Origin of the sequence: Paraburkholderia sp. SARCC-3016 (assembly GCF_031119615.1) — a bacterium.
Classification (GTDB): domain Bacteria; phylum Pseudomonadota; class Gammaproteobacteria; order Burkholderiales; family Burkholderiaceae; genus Paraburkholderia.
This window is the reverse complement of record NZ_JAVHZD010000016.1, coordinates 137,819-154,922: the sequence shown is the minus strand read 5'-3', so window position 1 is coordinate 154,922 and position 17,104 is coordinate 137,819. Positions and strand designations below refer to the sequence as shown.

Here is a 17,104-nt window from a genome sequence, read left to right as displayed (position 1 = left end):
GTGCGTTCAAACCTGCATCTGACTGAGCGTCTGCAGCATCTGATCGGACGTGGTCACGGCCTTGCTGTTGATTTCGTATGCGCGCTGGGTCTGGATCATGTTCACCAGTTCCTGCACGACGTTGACGTTCGACGTTTCGACAAACCCCTGTTGCAGCGAACCGATGCCGTTCAGGCTCGGCTGACCGACGTTCGGCGCGCCCGACGATTGCGTCTCCTGGAACAGGTTCTGACCGATCGAGTCGAGACCGGTCGGGTTGATGAACGTCGCGAGCTGGATCGAGCCGATGTTCACCGTATTCGTCGAATTGCCCTGCGTGATCGACACCGTGCCGTCCTGACCGATCGTCAGATTCGTCGCGTTCTGCGGAACCGTGATGGCCGGCTGCAGCGGGAAGCCGCTCGACGTGACGAGCCGGCCCTGCTGGTCCGTCTGGAACGAGCCGTCGCGCGTATAGGCGATCGTGCCGTCGGGCATCTGCACCTGGAAGAAGCCGTTGCCGTTGATCGCGACATCCTTCGAGTTGCCGGTCTGCGTCAGGTTGCCCTGCGTGTACAAACGCTCGGTTGCGACCTGCTGCACGCCCGTGCCGACCTGGCTGCCCGACGGCAGTTCGGTGTTCTGCGTCGAGTTGGCGCCCGGCTGGCGCAGCGTCTGGTAAATCAGATCCTCGAACACCGCGCGCGAACCCTTGAAGCCGTTGGTGCTCACGTTCGCGAGGTTGTTCGAAATCACATCCATCTGCGCCTGCTGCGCATTCATGCCGGTTGCGGCGATGAAGAGGGAACGGTTCACGTCTTATTCTCCTGGTGTTACACCACGTGTTTCAGATGGCTAGCCCGCTTGCGGCAGGACGCGTCAGCTGAAATTCAGCAACTGGTTGGCCGACTGCTCGTTCTGGTCGGCGGTCTGCAGCATCTTCGTCTGCATCTGGAACTGACGCGCGTTCGTGATCATCGAGACCATCGCGTTGATCGGATTCACATTGCTGCCTTCGAGCGCGCCCGAGGCGATCTGCACGTTCGGATCCTGGTCGGCCGGATTGCCGTCGGCCGTACGGAAAAGTCCGTCGTCGCCGCGCGACATCGTGTTCGGATCCGGGTTCACGAGCTTGATCTGATCGACCAGCGCGATTGCGTTCGGCGGATCGCCGGCTGCAATCACCGACACGCTGCCGTCCTTGCCGATCGACACCTGGGCCTCGGGCGGCACTGCGATCGGGCCGCCGTTGCCGATCACCGGCAGGTTGCTCGCGTTGACGAGCTGCCCGTTCTCGTCGACGTGCAGATTGCCGCCGCGCGTGTACGCTTCATTGCCGTCCGGCGTCTGCACGGCAATCCAGCCCTGCCCCTGAATCGCGATGTCGAGCGGGTTGCCGGTCTGCGAAATCGGACCCGGCGTGTAGTCGGAGCCCGGTGTCGCGGACAGCACGAATGTGCGCGTCGTCACGTCGTTGACCTGCGAGCCGTCGCCGAAACTCATCGGCACGGAACGGAAGTTCGCGAGCTGCGCGCGAAAACCCGTGGTCGACGCGTTGGCGAGATTGTTGGCGACGACGGCCTGCTGGTCGAGCGCCTGCGTGGCGCCCGTCATCGCGGTGTAGATCAGTCGGTCCATGACTAGCTCGTGTCCTTTTCTGGCATCCGGCTGCCGGGCGGCTCGCGCATCGATCGCACAGCCGCCCAGGCTTGCCTGCGTTACAGATTGATCAGCGTCTGGTCGATCGTCTGCTGCGTCTTGATCGTCTGCGCGTTCGCCTGATAGTTGCGCTGCGCGGTGATCAGATCGACGAGCGAATTGGTCAGATCCGCGTTCGACGCTTCGACCGCGCTGCCCTGAATCGAACCGAGCGTCGACGTGCCGGCCACGCCCACTTGCGGCTCGCCCGAATCGTTCGTCTGCGCGAACTGGTTGTTACCGAGGTTCTGCAGGCCGTTCGGGTTCGTGAAGGTAGCGAGCAGCACCTGGCCGAGCACCGCGGTGCGGCCGTCCGTGTACGAACCCGTGATCGTGCCGTCGGAGCCGATCGTGAAGTTCGACAGCTGCGAGGTGCCGAAGCCGTCCTGCGAGGGTGCCGAGGTCGCCGCGCTATCGGTGCCGTCGCCGCCGAACTGCGTGGTGCCCGACAGGTCGACCGTGATGGTCTGCGCCGCTGCGCCGTCGGTATTGGGAATCGCAAGACTGAACGAGCCGGCCGGCGTGATGGGGGTGCTCGCCGGGGGCGGGCTCGCCGAAGCAGTCAGCGCACCCGACGAATCGAACGTCATGCTGCCGAGGTCGGTGGGCGTGGCGCCCGACGGACCGCCGAACACTTCCCACTGGCCCGACGTGGCCGACTTCACGAAATACAGGTTGACCGTCGTCTTGGCGCCGAGCGAATCGACGGTCTGGATCGAGGTCGAGAACGTAAAGCTGCTCGGGTCGTTCGGGTCGAACGTTGCGTCTTTCGGTTGCGCCGCGGCGGCATCGAGATTGACGTTGAACGTCGCCTTCGTCGTCGCGACCGGCGGCAGCAGGCTCGAATTCGGAATCTGGATCGGCACGACCTGGCCTGTCTGCAACTGGCCTTGTGCGTTCGCCTGGAAACCCATGATCTTGTTGCCCTCGGCGTCGACGATGAAGCCCGCCTTGTTCTCGACGAGCTGGCCGTTACGCGAGTAGGTGATCGAGCCGTTCGGGTTCAGCATCTGGAAGAAGCCGTTGCCGTTGATCGCCATGTTGGTCGGCACGTCGGTCGTCGTCACTTCGCCCTGCGAGAAATCCTGCTGCACGCCGGCGAGACGCGTACCGATACCGATCTGATTGTTGACTGCGGTTGCGATCGAATTCGCATACAGATCGGCGAACACCGCCGTGCTCTGCTTGAAGCCGACCGTTTGCGCGTTCGCGATATTGTTGCCGACCACGTCGAGGTCGTTCGATGCGGCCGCGAGGCCGCTCAAAGCTGTCTGATAACCCATGTTGCGCTCCGTATCGAATGCTTGTTAAAGGATGGCCGATGCGCCGCCGTTGAGAGGGATGGTCTGGCCAGTCTGCAGGGTGAGTCCTGGTGTTCCGTCGGCCTGCGTGACGACGCCGATCACCGGGAAGCCGGTCAGCGGGACGGGTGCGTTGTCGCCGGTCGCGGCGCCGCCGGCGTCCACGACGTTGAACGTGTAGTTGCCCGTGGGCAGCGGCTTGCCGCCTGCATCGACCGCCTTGAAACTCGGCACCGGAATCACGCCGGCCGGCTGCTGGCCTAGATCGATCGTGTTCACGACGTTGCCGTTCGAATCGACCACCTGCAGCTTCAGGTCCGACGTCGCGGCCGGCAGCTTGATACCGAACGGCGATGCGGCCACCTTGCTCGTGTCGGGCGTGCCGTCGGCGCTAAGCGGATGCGCGACAGTAAACGTATTGCCCGGCACGAGCACCGTGCGGCCGACCAGCGACGCTGCCTGGCCCGCCTCGCTCGCCGACAGTTGCGCGGACAACGAGCCGAGCGACTGGTTCAGCTGCGCGATGCCGCTCACCGTGTCGATCTGCGCGAGCTGCGACGTCATCTGCGAGCTGTCCATCGGCGAGGTCGGATCCTGATTCTGCAACTGCGTGATGAGCAGCTTCAGAAACGTCGACTGAAGGTCGGAAGCCGATGTGCCCGCGTTCGGGCCCATCGTGTCGGTCGGCGCGTTCGTCTGGGTAGTGCCGTTATTTCCAATTGGCGTGCTCAAAAAACTCTCCTTGGCTGCCGGGTCACGTACCGATCGTCAGCGTTTTCAGCATCAGATTCTTCGCGGTGTTCAGCGTCTCGATGTTCGCCTGATACGAGCGCGAGGCCGAGATCATGTTCACCATCTCCTGCACCGGGTCGACGTTCGGCGAGGTCACATACCCGTCCGCGTTCGCCGCGGGGTTGCTCGGGTCGTACGTCGTCTTCATCGGCGTCGGGTCGTCGACCACGCCAGTCACCTGCACGCCGCCGACCTGCTGGCCCGACGCGGAGCGAGCGCCGCCGAGCGGATCGACCGCGAACACCACCTGCTTCGCGCGATAGGGCTTACCGTCCGGACCGGTCGTGCTGTCCGCGTTCGCCAGATTCGACGCGGTGACGTTCAGGCGCTGCGATTCCGCAGTCAGCGCCGATCCCGCCACCTTGAAGATGTTCATCAATGACATGGCCTGTCGAGCCTCCTTCGTTGATCCCGTAGCGTTAATTGAGTGCTGTTGCGCGGCTGGTTATGCCGTTATGTTCTGTTAGCTGCCGAGTTAGCTTCCCGACGTGATCGCCGACAGCAATCCCTTGATCTGCGACGACACGAGCGTCATGCCCGATTCGAGATGCAGCGTGTTGTCGGCGAATTGCACGCGTTCCGAGTCGAGGTCGACCGTATTGCCGTCGAGCGCGGGCTGCACCGGAATCCGGTACCCGAGCCGGCCGTAATCTTCAGCCGGGCCGCCCGTCGGGATCAGCTTCGCCTTGCCGGCCATATGACCGGGCTCGGTCGTCGCGAGCGTCATGCCGGTCGTCACGCCGGCCGGCTGCGCCATCTGAAGCCGCGAAGCGCCGAAGCCCGATTCGCCATTGGCTTGGCGCAACGCACCCGCGAGCGACGACGAGAAATTGATGTCGCGCGCCTTGTAGTTCGGCGTATCGGCGTTCGCAATGTTCGACGACAGCACTTCCTGCCGGTATGCGCGCACGTCGAGCGCTTCCTTGTTGAACGCAAAATCCTGATCGAGCCTGTCAAGCATCGGACACCTCTCCGTATGAACGGTCCGCGGTCATATTCGCCTGCCCGCCCCTGCGCATCCTCGCGGCGGCACATGGTCGGCGGCGGAAGCAATCAGCAAAGGCTTTTTCGCATGGAGTGCATCTTAGGGGCGCGACGCAAGGGCCAATTGAACGAATAGCCGGGGAAGCGCCCCTCTATTCAACGTTTGCGATGGGAGGCCGCTCCCTAGAATTCGTCCTGTGCCGTTAGTACACGCAGGCCGTTGCGGCTCGCGCGTTCGCCCCTGATTCCGGAGAGTTGCCATGACCCTGCCCGCTTTCGCTGCCCTGCCCGGCGTGGTTCGCGCCGCGCGGCTGCACGGCGTGGTGCGGCAGGGGTCGCGTGCATGGCGTGTGTCGTCGGTCGCGGCGGTGCTCGGCATGGCGTTGCCCGGCGCGGGCTTGCCTTTCGCATCGATTGCAGCCGGCGCAATGCCCACGCTTGCGTATGCGCAGGACAATGGCGGACCGATCGTGATCCCCGGCCCCGGCGAAAAAAATCCCGCCGATGCGCAGGCGCTCGCCGCGCGCATGGGCCTCGCCGCTCATTCCACCCAGCCGGGCGCGGCGGCGCTCGCCGCACTGCGTCCGACGCCTGCGGCGCAGCGCGCCCTCGACGCGGACAATGGCCAGATCGTCATTCCAGGAACCGGCGAGCCTGGCGCGCAGCTGGCGCCAGGTGCTTATGCCGCGAACGCGACGAGCGGAACCGTCACGAGCGGGCGCGTCATGACTGCCCGTGCGTTGCCGGCCGTACCGGTGACGCTGCAACGCGTCAGCGTGCAGCCGCCGGCGCAGGGTGTGGCGCCGGTCGTCGTCAGCAACGCGCAGGCGCGCTACAGCGTGCCCGCCTCCGACTTCCACGCGACCGATACGGCGGCCGCGTCGGCGCCGATCCAGATCGATCCGCTTGCCGCGCGCGGCGAGCCGCCGCAACTCGGCGGTGCCGGTGGCAGCACAGCGGCGGTCAGGACACAGCCGACGAATGTGCAGCCGATGACGGCGGAGCAGGCGAACGCTGCCCAGATCAGGGCAGCGCAGCAGTGGGCCGCGCAAGCCGCAGCGCCGGCGCCCCAGCGGCCCGCGCAAACAGCCCAATTGCAGCCCGTGCGTTACACGCCGCCGCGCGCCGCCCTGGCCAATGGCACGGGTCAGTCTGTGGCCACGGTCAACGCCGGCGGCGCCAACACGCTGGCCGCGAGCGCGTCCGATGCCGCCCCGGTTCCCGCCGGCCAGCAGGACGGCGAGACGATCCGCGCCACGGCGCTCGCGTTCCTGCAGCAGCAAACGGCCGGCTTGCCCGGCAAGATCACGATTGACGTCGCGCGTCCCTTCCCGCGCGGCCTCGCGGCCTGCACGGCGCTCGAGCCGTTCATGCCGGTCGGTGCGCGCCTGTGGGGACGCACGTCGGTCGGCGTGCGCTGCGCGGGCGCGCGCCCGTGGACGCTCTATCTGCAGGCGCGCATCTCGCTGCAGGCGACCTACTACACGGCGTCGCGCCAGATCGCGCCGGGCGAAATGCTGACCGCTGCCGATCTCGTCGCCCACGAAGGCGATCTCGCGACCTTGCCGCAAACGGTGATCACGGATCCGTCGCAAGCCGTCGGCGCGGTCGCGCTCGTGCGCATCGGCGCCGGGCTGCCGCTGCGCCAGGACACGATCCGCAGCGCCGCATCGGTGACGGCGGGACAAACGGTGCGCGTCGTCGCATCGGGCGAGGGTTTCTCGATTTCGGCGGAGGGCAGCGCGATGAACAACGCGACGCCTGGCCAGCAGGTGCGGGTCAAGACCACGAACGGCCAGATCGTGACCGGCGTGGTGAAGGACGGTTCGACCGTCGAGATCCAGATGTAAGGCAGATTCGGCCTGAGGAGCGCGTTTCAGACAAGGAAAAGGTGACGGAAGACGGAAAAACAGCGGGCTCCGGTTGCGCTAAAGTTTCAGCCGGCGTTTGCCGATATCACGGTCAAATCGTTCAGGAAGCCCATCGTGAAAGTCGATTCCAGCACCAACCCGAATCTGGCGCCGCTCGGCAACGGCGTGCAGCGCGGCCAGCAAGGCGAAGCCGCCGCTGCCGGCGCCGCCACGGCGCGTACGCCAGCCCCGAGCTCGAGCGGCGGCGCGGCCGCGGACGTCAGCCTGTCGGCGCTCGCGGGCCATCTGCAAGCGCTCGGCGCATCGAGCCCGGCCGATATCGATACGGCCCACGTCGAATCGATCAAGCAGGCAATCCGCGACGGCTCGTTGAAAATCGATGCGTCGAAAATTGCCGATGGCGTGCTCGAAACCGCACGCAGCCTGCTGCAAGGCACCCAGCCGTCCGGCAGCTGAGCGTCCGAACGTTCTTTCTCGGGGCGCTCTCACTGGCGGACGCATGTAGAAACCTGCGTCGCCTGCGTCATGCGGGCGGTTTAACGTTTGAGTGAGAGATGAAAGACGCCCTGCTTGACACCATCATCGACGAATACGCGACCGTCGAAGCCTTTGCCTCCTTGCTCGCCGTCGAACAGAAAGCGCTGACCACGGCGTATCCGGGCGAAATCCTGAAGCCGATCGTCGAGCAGAAAACCTCGATGGCCGACAAGCTCGCGATGCTCGAACGCGCGCGCGAAAACCATTTGCGCGAACGCGGCCTGCCGGCGGGCAAGCGCGGCATGGATCTCGCCGCAGCCGAGGACGCGCGCCTGAACGAGCAGTGGGGCCTGCTGCAGAAATCGGCGGAACGCGCCCGCAAGCTCAACTTCAACAACGGCCTGATGATCCGCACGCGCATGGACTACAACCGCCGCATTCTGGCGGTGCTGCGCGGGACGCCCGAAAAGGCATCGACGTTCTACGGCCCGGACGGCAAGGTGCCGATGTATTCGGGGCTGTAGGCACACGCGCGCTTCAGGCGGCGCGGCTCAGGTCCGCGAGAAAATCGCGCGCACGCTCCGACACATCCAGTTCAAAGTTCACCGCAAGCGCAGCGGCCGTCGACACACGCGGCCGCGCCTTCTTCTCGATCCTTTCCGCCGCCGCTTCCAGCGAGTCCGGGTAGCGCTCCATCAACGCATCGATGAGCACCACCGCCTGGCGGCGATCTTTGCCGGCTTTCGCGGCGAACCCCGGACCGCGCAGCGTGCTGACGACCAGTTTGTGAAGCGCAAATCTGGCGGGATCCGGCACGGTGACCGGAACCGCATGTTCCTTGCCGAGCACAAAGCCGGCCACGGGCTCGTTCAGCAGATATCTGAAGTACGGCAGTCCCGTTGCATGCGCGCGCAGGTGCGGCAGCGGTTTCGTTTCGTACGCTTCGGTGCCCGGCACGAGCAGATCGACCTTCAATGGCTGCCCGCGCGCCTTGAACGACGTCGCGGGCCGGCGCGCGTCGAGTTCCGGCACTTCGAGAAAAGGCAGGCTGCTATCGCGCAGAATGTCGAGGAAGCTGCGATTCTGCGGAATGGCGACCGAAATCGCGCCGGTGCTGCCGATATCGATGTCTTCGGTCCGATAGTTCGCCGACATGCGCACACCGAGTCCGTTTAGCAGCGCGCCGAACGCATGCGAACCGACGAGCACGCCGCCGTGACTGAAAATGCCCGCGTTGTAGAGCGTCGCGATGGTAAGGGCGGCGGAATTGTCGGCTGCGGCGAAACCGGCTTTGCGTAATATCTGAACGTCGGCGGCAAGCCCGCGCATCTCGAAACTTTCCTGCAGTTTCGCGTCGAGCGTGGCGTTGGTTGCCGGCTCGCCCGCGCGGCCGAGCGAGGTTTCGACCCGCTTGCCCGATGCAAGATAGACACGCCAGTAAACGTAGCTTTTTCCGGCGACGGACTTGATCGACGCAGAGCCCGGAGAATGAAGCAGGATTTGCGTTTGCGCGGCGGCACGCTCCGCAACGGAGGCGTACAGCGTTTGCAGCGCATCGTTGTAGAAGGTCGGCATGGCGGCGGAAATTTATACCCTACGATTGCATTGTAGGGTATAAGACCAGCCGGCGCCCTTTTATACCCTATCGTTGCATTGTAGGGTATAAACTCGCGCTGGACCCTTATCAGGCGGGCACGCCCTTTTTAGCTCTCCTCGGCCGCCCACGCCATTTCGCGTAAGCGCGCGCGCAGCCGCGCGACTGCCTGGCTATGCAGCTGGCACACGCGCGATTCGCTCACCTCGATCACGGCGCCGATCTCGCGCAGGTTCATCCCGCGCTCGTAATACAGCGACATCAGCAGCTTCTCGCGCTCGGGCAGCCGCTCGATCGCCTCGATCAGCGCGCCGCGCAGGCTCTCGTCGAGCAATGCCGAGAGCGGGTCCGAGTGATCGACGCAATAGCGGTCGAGGAACGGCTCGTCGTCGGCGGAGCGGTCGAAGTCTTCGTAATAGATGAGCTGGCTGCCGTGCAGGTCCTGCAGCATCGACTGATACTCGTCGAGCGGCATCTTCAGGTGCTGCGCGATTTCAGCTTCGCTGGCCGCGCGGCCGAGCTGCTGCTCGACCTGGTGCACCGCCATCTCGAGCTCGCGCGACGTGCGCCGCACGCTGCGCGGCAGCCAGTCGTTGCTGCGCAGCTCGTCGAGCATCGCGCCGCGAATGCGCTGGCTCGCGTAGGTTTCGAACTGCGCGCCCTGATCTTCCTTGTAGCGGCTCGCGGCGTCGAGCAGGCCGATCATGCCGGCCTGAATCAGATCGTCGAGGTCCACGCTCGCCGGCATTTTTGCCACCAGCTGCAGACCGAGCCGCCGGACCAGCGGCGTGTATTTCGTCAGAACGTCGGCCTGAGAAATCTTTCCTTGAGCGTTGTACATCGAGCTCCCCTTGTCCGCTGCCTGTCAGGCGTGTTGTGCGGACGGTTGTTCGGCGTGTGATGCCGTCGTGACTGCCGCGCTCGCCGCCCACGGCGCGCGCGATGACATCGCTGGCCGCATCGGCCAGTACTGCAATTCCGCGGCAAGGTGCCGGAAGTCGCGCGCGGCAGGTGCCGAAGGAAATGCTTCGACGATGCAGCGCGACAGTTCCGCGGAGCGCGTCATCAGCGGGTCCGCCGCGACGCAGCCGGCGCCTTCGAGCGCCACGGTCAGATAACGCCCCGCGACGGCCGCGAGGTTGTCGAGCGCGAGTTGCGCATCGGAGACGCTGTGCACGTGATTGACGAGCATGCGGAATTGCGCGATCGCATACGCGTAATGCAGACGCTTCATGCAGGCGTACGTATCGGTGATCGCCTGCGCGGCCACGCGCGTGACCATCATGAGGTCGTGTGCCTGCAGCGCGAGGTCGGACAGCATGCCGTCGCGTTCGAACTGCACGTCGATCAGCACGACATCGGCCGTGCTGTCGAACACCGCGGCCAGCTGCGACGGCTTGCACATGTCGCGATGGCTGCGCGGCGCAGCGAGCACCGCGAAGCCCGCGCTATGGCGATCGGTCGCCGCATCGAGCGCCAGCTCGCCGCGCGTAAATGCGACGAAGCGCTCGGCCGCGGCGCCGTTGGGCGTCGCGACGATCGCGTGCGGTTCGCCCGCATGCTCGTCGACGACGAGCACGTCCTTGCCCTGCGCCGCGAGCGCCGCCGCAAGATTGACGACGGTCGTCGAACAGCCGACGCCGGCCGTGCCGCCGGTCACCGCGATCGCGCGCGAACCGTGGCGCGCGAGCAGGCGCCGCAGTCCTTCCGCCTGATCGGACACGAACTTAGCCAAACCGGACCTCATGCTGCTCGGCAGTCGAGCGTGCGGACAGCGCGGAGAGCAGACCCGGCACGTCGTCTTCCTGCGGAACGAACGGCGAATGATCGCGCGGGATGCAGAACGCGCTGCGAACGAGAAATTTCTTTGTCGCGACGTAAAGGTTTTCCGGCACCTTCTGGCCGGTCGAGACGTAGTGCACGGGCAGGCGGTAGCGCAGCACCGCATCGAGCGTGCTGCCGAGATTCGTCGCTTCGTCGAGCTTGGTCAGGATGCAGCCGGCGAGCGGTTGCTTGTCCGGCGCGCTCTGATAGGCCTGCACGACTTCGTTGAGCGTGTCGCCGTGGCAGGTCGCGTTCAGCAGCAGCAGACGCTGCACCGGTTGGCCCGCGCGGCTCAACATCGCGATCTGGTCCGACACGAGGCGGTCGCGCTGGCTCATGCCGATCGTGTCGATCAGCACGATGTGCTTGTTGCGCAGCTCGGACAGCGCGAGCTGCAGGTCCGCGCCGTCCTTCACCGCGTGCACCGACACGCCGAGAATCTTGCCGAAGATGCGCAGCTGCTCATGGCCGCCGATCCGGTAGCTGTCGGTGGTCAGCAGCGCGACCTTGCTCGCGCCGTAGCGCATCACGCAGCGCGCGGCGAGCTTGGCGGTCGTCGTCGTCTTGCCGACGCCGGTCGGGCCCATCAGCGCGAACACACCGCCGCGCTCCATCAGCGCGTCTTCGCTTTCCATCACCGGCAGGTTCGACTCGAGCACCGAGTGCACCCATTCCATGCCCGCGTCGAAGCTTTCGACGGCCGGCAGGTTGTCGACCACCATCCGCACGAGCTGCGCGGAGAAGCCGGCTGCGAACAGGTGCCGCGTGAGCGCCGACTGGATCGGGCTGCGCCGCTGGCTATCGGCCCACAGCAAACCGGCGAAGTGCTCTTCCATCATGCCGCGCAGCGAGGCCAGCTCGTTCATCACCGTTTCGTTGACGATCTGCGACATGCGCGCATTGATCGCGTCGGTGACCGCGGCCGTTACGTTCTCGGGATAGCCGGACGCCGTCGTCGCGCGCTGCGTGGCGCGGCGCGCGGCGAGTTGCGCGGCTTCGCGCGCCCAGTCCGGCGCCTCGTTCGTGAGCGTCGGAATCGCGGCAAGCGAAGCGCCGTGCGGATCGTCGCGGCGCGCGCTCGATGCCGGCTCCGGCGCGAACATCGGTGCCGGCGCTGCGCTCGGCGTGCCCAGGCCCTTCGCAGCGGCGGCCGCAGGCGTGAGCGGCGGCTGTTTGCTGCTGTAGTCGCCGGGCTGGCTATCGCGCTTCGCGGCGATCTGCTGCGCATGGTCGATCAGCCACGGATTCGTTTCGGCCATCGTCGGACGCGGCGCCGGCGCCGGATGCCGTTCCACCGGCTTCATGATCGATGCGGCCGGCACAGCGGGCTTCGCGACCGCAGCCGGTTCGCTCTTCTCGAGGCGCGGCCGCACCGGTTCGATCTCGGGCGCGATCAGCGCGGCCACGGTTTTCGCTTCGGTCGCGCTCGCGCCGGGTTCGCCGTCGGCGCCCGCTTCGGGGCTCGCGCCGAATACCGACGAAAACACGTCGGGCAAACCGCTCGCATACGGATTCGCAAACCCGGAGACCGCGCCGGCACGCACTGCGCCTTCGCCGGCCGCGCCGCCCAGCGCCGCGGCGGCGCGCTTGCCCGCAGCCGGCGCGATGGAGGCGAGTTCGCTGTCGGCAAGCGCGACGATCTCGACGCTGCCGTCGGCGAGCGACCGGTTCGACAGCACGACCGCATCGGCGCCGAGCGCTTCGCGAACGAGGCGCAACGCGTCGCGACTCGTGGCGCCGGTGAATTTACGGATGTTCAAGCTTGACCCCCGATGAGGTTAACGACCTTGATGTTTCTTGTGTCGGGCACTTCCGCGTACGAAAGCACCTTCAGTTGCGGCAGGCTGCGGCGCAGGAAGCGCGCGAGCATGGCGCGCAGCGAGTGCTGCACGAGCAGCACCGGCGCGTAGCCGAAGCTTTGCTGACGAGTCATCGCCCGTTGCGTTTCGGTAAGCAGCGTCTGCGCGAGGCCTGGTTCGAGCCCGGGGTTCGGACCGGTCGTCAGCGCCTGCGCGAGCACGCGCTCGAGATTCGAATCGAGGCCCATCACCTGCATGTCGCCGCTGCCCGGGAACCATTGCTGCGTGATCGCGCGGCCCAGCGCGAGGCGCACGATCGCCGTGAGGTCGTGCGCGTCGGTGACCTTCGGCGTGTGCTCGGCGATCGATTCGAGAATCGTGCGCATGTCGCGGATCGGCACGCCTTCCTCGAGCAGGTTCTGCAGGACCTTTTGCAGCGTCGTGATCGACACCTGCTTCGGAACCAGTTCTTCGACGAGCGACGGCGACGACTTCGTCGTCCGTTCGAGCAGCGCCTGCACTTCCTGGCGGCCCAGCAGTTCGGACGCGTGCATGACGACCAGGTGGTTCAGGTGCGTGGCGACCACCGTGCTCGAGTCGACCACCGTGTAGCCGTACACCTGCGCCTGCTCGCGCAGGTTCGTGTCGATCCAGACGGCCGGCAGGCCGAACGCCGGGTCGGTGGTCGGCGCGCCCGGCAGCGCGGCGCTGACCTGCCCCGGATTGATCGCGAGCCACTGGCCCGGGTACGCCTCGCCGACGCCGATCTCGACGCCCTTCAAGGTGATGCGATAGCCGTTCGGACGCAGTTCGAGGTTGTCGCGGATATGAATGACGGGCGGCAGAAAACCGATTTCCTGCGCGAACTTCTTGCGGATGCTCTTGATCCGCTTGAGCAGCTCGCCGTCCGAGTTGCGGTCGACGAGCGGAATCAGCCGGTAGCCGACTTCGAGGCCGAGCGTGTCGATCATCGTCACGTCGTCCCAGCTCGCCTCGGTGTTCTCGGGCGCGGTCAGCGTGGCCGGCGAAGCCTCGACGAGCGCCGACGCCGACTTGCGCCGCTCGGCGCGCTTCTTCAGCACGCGGCCGAGCTGGATCGCGCCGCCGCCGAGCGCCAGGAACGCGAGGTGCGGCATGTCCGGAATCAGGCCCATCAGCACGAGGATCGAGCCTGTGATCATGAGCACGCGCGGGTTCGAGAACAGCTGCGAGGTCAGCTGCGTGCCGATGTCCTCGTTGGTCGCCACGCGCGACACGATCACGCCGGCGGCCGTCGAAATGACGAGCGACGGGATCTGCGCGACAAGGCCGTCGCCGATCGTGAGCAGCGTGTAGTTCTTGCCCGCGTCCGCGAAGCTCATGCCGTGCTGCGCGACGCCGACGATAAACCCGCCGAGGATGTTGATCACCATGATCAGCAGGCCCGCGATCGCGTCGCCGCGCACGAACTTGCTCGCGCCGTCCATCGAGCCGTAGAACTCGGCTTCCTGCGCGATTTCGCTGCGGCGCTTGCGCGCCTGCTCTTCGTTGATCATGCCGGCATTCAGGTCGGCGTCGATCGCCATCTGCTTGCCCGGCATCGCGTCGAGCGTGAAGCGCGCGGACACTTCGGCAATGCGGCCCGCACCCTTCGTGATCACCATGAAGTTGATCACCATCAGGATGATGAACACCACGATGCCGACCGCGAAGTTGCCGCCGACGAGGAAGTGGCCGAACGCCTCGATCACCTTGCCGGCCGCATCGGGGCCCGTGTGCCCTTCGAGCAGCACGATGCGGGTCGACGCGACGTTCAGCGACAGGCGCAGCAGCGTCGAGAACAGCAGCACGCTCGGGAACGCGGCGAAATCGAGCGGCTTCGTCGTGTACATGCTGACGAGCAGCACCATCACCGAAAGCGCGATGTTGAACGTGAACAGCAGATCGAGCAGGAACGGCGGCAACGGCAGAATCATCATGCCGAGGATCATGCAGATCAGGATCGGCCCGGCGAGCGCGCGCAGATTCGCGCCCTGCAACATGTCAGGGCGGCGCGACAGGAAACCGACGCGGGGCGGCGTGCTCATGCGCGGCCTCCGTCGTTGCGCGGGTTACGGTTGCCGCGCGTGTCGCCACGCTCGTTGGCACGGGCTTGCGGATCGATTGCTTCCACGTCTTCGATATCTTCGATGTCGTCGTCTTCGTCAGCGGCCGGGCCGCGCTTGTCGAGTTCGGCCGGCACGTCGAGGTCGCTCGGCCGTACCGGCTCCGCGCCGCCGTGCGTATTGAAGCGGCGCAGCTGATAGACCCATGCGAGCACTTCGGCCACCGCGCCGTACAGCACGCCCGGCACTTCGGCGTCGAGACGCACGTTGTAGTAGAGCGCGCGCGCAAGCGGCGGCGCTTCGAGCAGCGGCACGTTGTTCTCGGTCGCGAGTTCGCGAATGCGCGCCGCGACGAGGTTCACGCCTTTTGCGACCACCTTCGGCGCGCGCATCTTGCCGTCCGTGTATTGCAGCGCGACCGCGAAGTGCGTCGGGTTCGTCACGACCACGTCTGCCTTCGGCACGTGCTGCATCATGCGGCGCCGCGCGGCCGCGCGCTGTTGCGCGCGAATGCGGCCTTTCACATGCGGGTCGCCTTCGTTTTCGCGGTGTTCGCGCTTGACCTCTTCCTTGGTCATGCGCAGCTTTTTCTCGTATTGCCAGATCTGGTACGGCACATCGAGCGCGGCGATCAGGAACATGCCCGCGACGGTCGTCGCGCAGCACACGGCGATCAGATGGGCGGTGTTCGCGAAGGCCACCGACATCGGCTGCGTGACGAGCGCGAGCACGTCGTCCTTGTGATTCCAGACCGCGAGCGTGCCGATCCCGCCGACCACGAGCGTCTTCGCGAGCGCCATGCCGAGCTGGATCACGCCGTTCGGCGAAAAAATGCGGCCGAGGCCCGACACCGGATTGAGCTTGTTCCACTTCGGCTCGAGCGACTTCGACGACAGCAGCCAGCCGCCGAGCGCGATCGGCGCGACCAGCGCGGCGAGCCCGGTCAGAAACAGCAGCGGCGCGAGCGCCTGCAGGCCCTGTACGCTCGCGGCGCCCGCGCCGATCAGCATGCGGCGCGTTTCGAAGACGCTAGCGTGATCGAACGTGAACGAGCCGCGCAACATGCCTTCCAGATGAGCGCCGATCTGACCGGACAGGCCCCATGCGCCGAAGAAGCCGGCCGACAGCAGCGCGAACGAGACCAGCTCGCGCGAGCGCGCGACCTGCCCTTCCTCCCGCGCCTTCTGACGGCGACGGGGGGTGGCTGATTCGGTCTTTTCGAGGTCGCTGTCCTCTGCCACGGGGCTCTCCAGGCGGTCACGGCATCCATTGCCGGTATTCCGGGTGAGAGCGATTATTCCCGTAGACGTAAAGGGACGATCGGCGGATAAAGGGCGTTAAACCGGGGTATTTCGCGGGATGGAGGAAGCAGCGGGCCAGTAGCCCCGCAGCGGCCCCGGACGGGGCCGCTGTTTCGCCGGATGCGAACGCGCGGGACTAGAACGCGATAAACGGCGCCTGGCCGCCGGACGCGCGCAGGTCGAGGCCGTGATACACGGTCTTGCCGAAGTAGAACGGCAAGCCGAGATCGAGCGTGCCGTTGGCGGCCGTGCCGGTCAGGTTCGGCAGCGCGAAATTACCGGTGTTGAACAGGTTGGTGGCGTTATCCGCGAAGAAAGTCACCCCCAGCGCGGTCGCGCTTTCGCCCTGCAGCGTCGCGCTCAGCGTCGCTTTGCTGGTCGGGCAGTAGAAGTCGGGCGCGTTGCTGCCGCACGGCGTCAGCGGCGGGCCGAAGAACATTCCGTTGGAACCCGTGTCGAGGAACGCGTCGACGTTCGTCAAACCGCTGAATGTACTGTTCTTGAGGTCGCCTGCCTCGTCGGACGCGAGTGTCGTCACCGTGCCCGGCATCGCATTGTTCGCCTGCGTGTTGATCCCGAAGGTTACGAGGCCCGTCGCCGTCTTCGAGCCGCCGTCCGGCACGGCCGGGAACTGCACGATCACGCCGTTGTTGTCGCTCGGGAAGCGCGCGACCGGATTCGTGACCTGCTGGGCGACCGCGACCGGCACGCGCGTGCAGTTGGCCGTCGTGGTGTTGGGCGGGCACGAGAAGTACGTGCTCGGATTGCCGGCCGACATGGCCGCCGCGCACGCGGTTCCGCAGTCGTTGGTCGCCACGCCGACGCCGAGAATGCCGTTCGCATTGAGGGTGCTGGCCGTGTCTTCCGCGTTCGACACCGGCACGCTGTCCGTGCAGTTGTCGCTCGGAATCGTCGCGTCGGACAGATCGCCGACCACCTGAACCGGAATGCCGGACGCGGTCTCGCCGCCGATATGCACGTCGGCCGTGCGGATCGTCCCCCATGTGAAGCTCTGCGCGAAAAGCGCACATTGCGCGAGCACGCCGGTGCCGGACGGCACGGTCGGCAAGCTGGCGGCCGTCGAGCCGAGCGACGAGTTGAGCACGCGCAGGCCGAAAGACTTCGTGTCGAGCAGCACGTTATCGATAGTCCGGCATGCGCTCGCCGAGCCGGGCGCGCAGACGGTAACGCTCACGGTCGGGATATTGATGTTGCCCGTCACGCCCTGAGCGATCACCGCGGACACCTGATTCGCGCCGGCGGGCGTCGGGCTCGCCGGCGCGTTCTGACTGGTGTTGTTGTCGCTGCCGCCGCCTCCGCCGCAACCGGCGACGATCAGCGACACGGCAAGCGCAGCGGCGGCGGCTTTCAGCCAGGCCGTCATTCTGGTTGTTCGATGC

Annotated in this window: 16 protein-coding genes; 3 read left to right on the top strand and 13 right to left on the bottom strand. The window is 66.1% G+C overall.

Features of this window, described 5'->3' with window-relative positions:
* Positions 1-6: 6 nt before the first annotated feature.
* From flgG to flgB, 6 genes are all read right to left on the bottom strand, one after another.
* The gene (gene flgG, locus QYH69_RS17775; RefSeq protein ID WP_308833155.1) at positions 7-795 is read right to left on the bottom strand and encodes a flagellar basal-body rod protein FlgG; all 789 of its coding nucleotides are present in this window, start codon (positions 793-795) and stop codon (positions 7-9) included.
* A gap of 63 nt (positions 796-858) precedes the next feature.
* On the bottom strand, positions 859-1,617 hold the full coding sequence (flgF, locus tag QYH69_RS17770; RefSeq protein WP_308833154.1) for a flagellar basal-body rod protein FlgF: 759 nt from the start codon (positions 1,615-1,617) through the stop codon (positions 859-861).
* A gap of 80 nt (positions 1,618-1,697) precedes the next feature.
* Positions 1,698-2,960: a flagellar hook protein FlgE gene (gene flgE, locus QYH69_RS17765; RefSeq protein WP_308833153.1), complete on the bottom strand. Its 1,263-nt coding sequence runs from the start codon at positions 2,958-2,960 to the stop codon at positions 1,698-1,700.
* Between the two features lie 24 nt (positions 2,961-2,984).
* A complete protein-coding gene (locus QYH69_RS17760) occupies positions 2,985-3,710 on the bottom strand; it encodes a flagellar hook assembly protein FlgD (protein WP_308833152.1) in 726 nt (241 codons plus the stop codon).
* 22 nt (positions 3,711-3,732) lie between these two features.
* Positions 3,733-4,155 carry a flagellar basal body rod protein FlgC gene (gene flgC / locus QYH69_RS17755; RefSeq protein WP_308833151.1) on the bottom strand — a complete coding sequence of 141 codons (423 nt, stop codon included), beginning with the start codon at positions 4,153-4,155 and terminating at the stop codon, positions 3,733-3,735.
* A gap of 90 nt (positions 4,156-4,245) precedes the next feature.
* On the bottom strand, positions 4,246-4,731 hold the full coding sequence (gene flgB / locus QYH69_RS17750; protein ID WP_308833150.1) for a flagellar basal body rod protein FlgB: 486 nt from the start codon (positions 4,729-4,731) through the stop codon (positions 4,246-4,248).
* A 283-nt stretch (positions 4,732-5,014) separates the two neighbouring features.
* Between flgB and flgA the strand changes: the two genes are divergently transcribed.
* From flgA to QYH69_RS17735, 3 genes are all read left to right on the top strand, one after another.
* Positions 5,015-6,604 carry a flagellar basal body P-ring formation chaperone FlgA gene (gene flgA, locus QYH69_RS17745; RefSeq protein ID WP_308833149.1) on the top strand — a complete coding sequence of 530 codons (1,590 nt, stop codon included), beginning with the start codon at positions 5,015-5,017 and terminating at the stop codon, positions 6,602-6,604.
* Between the two features lie 135 nt (positions 6,605-6,739).
* Complete coding sequence (gene flgM / locus QYH69_RS17740; RefSeq protein WP_308833148.1) at positions 6,740-7,081, top strand: flagellar biosynthesis anti-sigma factor FlgM; 342 nt, start codon at positions 6,740-6,742, stop codon at positions 7,079-7,081.
* Between the two features lie 98 nt (positions 7,082-7,179).
* Entirely contained in the window at positions 7,180-7,626 is a 447-nt protein-coding gene (locus QYH69_RS17735) for a flagellar protein FlgN (protein ID WP_308833147.1), read from the top strand.
* A gap of 13 nt (positions 7,627-7,639) precedes the next feature.
* Here QYH69_RS17735 and QYH69_RS17730 read toward each other — a convergent pair whose 3' ends face one another.
* The 7 genes from QYH69_RS17730 to QYH69_RS17700 all read right to left on the bottom strand — a co-directional run bounded on the left by QYH69_RS17730 (position 7,640) and on the right by QYH69_RS17700 (position 17,088).
* Positions 7,640-8,677: a GSU2403 family nucleotidyltransferase fold protein gene (locus QYH69_RS17730; RefSeq protein WP_308833146.1), complete on the bottom strand. Its 1,038-nt coding sequence runs from the start codon at positions 8,675-8,677 to the stop codon at positions 7,640-7,642.
* Positions 8,678-8,805: 128 nt separating this feature from the next.
* The gene (locus QYH69_RS17725) at positions 8,806-9,537 is read right to left on the bottom strand and encodes an RNA polymerase sigma factor FliA (protein ID WP_075155282.1); all 732 of its coding nucleotides are present in this window, start codon (positions 9,535-9,537) and stop codon (positions 8,806-8,808) included.
* Between the two features lie 24 nt (positions 9,538-9,561).
* Positions 9,562-10,431, bottom strand: a complete 870-nt coding sequence (locus tag QYH69_RS17720) for a MinD/ParA family protein (protein ID WP_308833145.1) — start codon at positions 10,429-10,431, stop codon at positions 9,562-9,564.
* Complete coding sequence (gene flhF, locus QYH69_RS17715) at positions 10,424-12,280, bottom strand: flagellar biosynthesis protein FlhF (protein ID WP_308833144.1); 1,857 nt, start codon at positions 12,278-12,280, stop codon at positions 10,424-10,426. The genes QYH69_RS17720 and flhF overlap by 8 nt, the downstream gene beginning before the upstream one ends.
* Positions 12,277-14,385 (bottom strand): flagellar biosynthesis protein FlhA, encoded by a 2,109-nt coding sequence (flhA, locus tag QYH69_RS17710; RefSeq protein ID WP_308833143.1) that lies wholly within the window; start codon positions 14,383-14,385, stop codon positions 12,277-12,279. Before flhA ends, flhF begins: the two co-directional genes overlap by 4 nt.
* Complete coding sequence (gene flhB, locus QYH69_RS17705) at positions 14,382-15,644, bottom strand: flagellar biosynthesis protein FlhB (protein WP_308833142.1); 1,263 nt, start codon at positions 15,642-15,644, stop codon at positions 14,382-14,384. Before flhB ends, flhA begins: the two co-directional genes overlap by 4 nt.
* A gap of 196 nt (positions 15,645-15,840) precedes the next feature.
* A complete protein-coding gene (locus tag QYH69_RS17700; protein WP_308833141.1) occupies positions 15,841-17,088 on the bottom strand; it encodes a DUF3443 family protein in 1,248 nt (415 codons plus the stop codon).
* Between the last annotated feature and the right edge of the window lie 16 nt (positions 17,089-17,104).

Coding starts and splice junctions, on each gene's coding strand:
- QYH69_RS17700 (WP_308833141.1), bottom strand. CDS start 17,088: ATGACGGCCTGGCTGAAAGCCGCCGCCGCTGCGCTTGCCGTGTCGCTG.
- flgC (WP_308833151.1), bottom strand. CDS start 4,155: ATGTCATTGATGAACATCTTCAAGGTGGCGGGATCGGCGCTGACTGCG.
- flhA (WP_308833143.1), bottom strand. CDS start 14,385: ATGAGCACGCCGCCCCGCGTCGGTTTCCTGTCGCGCCGCCCTGACATG.
- QYH69_RS17735 (WP_308833147.1), top strand. CDS start 7,180: ATGAAAGACGCCCTGCTTGACACCATCATCGACGAATACGCGACCGTC.
- flgF (WP_308833154.1), bottom strand. CDS start 1,617: ATGGACCGACTGATCTACACCGCGATGACGGGCGCCACGCAGGCGCTC.
- QYH69_RS17725 (WP_075155282.1), bottom strand. CDS start 9,537: ATGTACAACGCTCAAGGAAAGATTTCTCAGGCCGACGTTCTGACGAAA.
- flgE (WP_308833153.1), bottom strand. CDS start 2,960: ATGGGTTATCAGACAGCTTTGAGCGGCCTCGCGGCCGCATCGAACGAC.
- flgB (WP_308833150.1), bottom strand. CDS start 4,731: ATGCTTGACAGGCTCGATCAGGATTTTGCGTTCAACAAGGAAGCGCTC.
- flgA (WP_308833149.1), top strand. CDS start 5,015: ATGACCCTGCCCGCTTTCGCTGCCCTGCCCGGCGTGGTTCGCGCCGCG.
- QYH69_RS17730 (WP_308833146.1), bottom strand. CDS start 8,677: ATGCCGACCTTCTACAACGATGCGCTGCAAACGCTGTACGCCTCCGTT.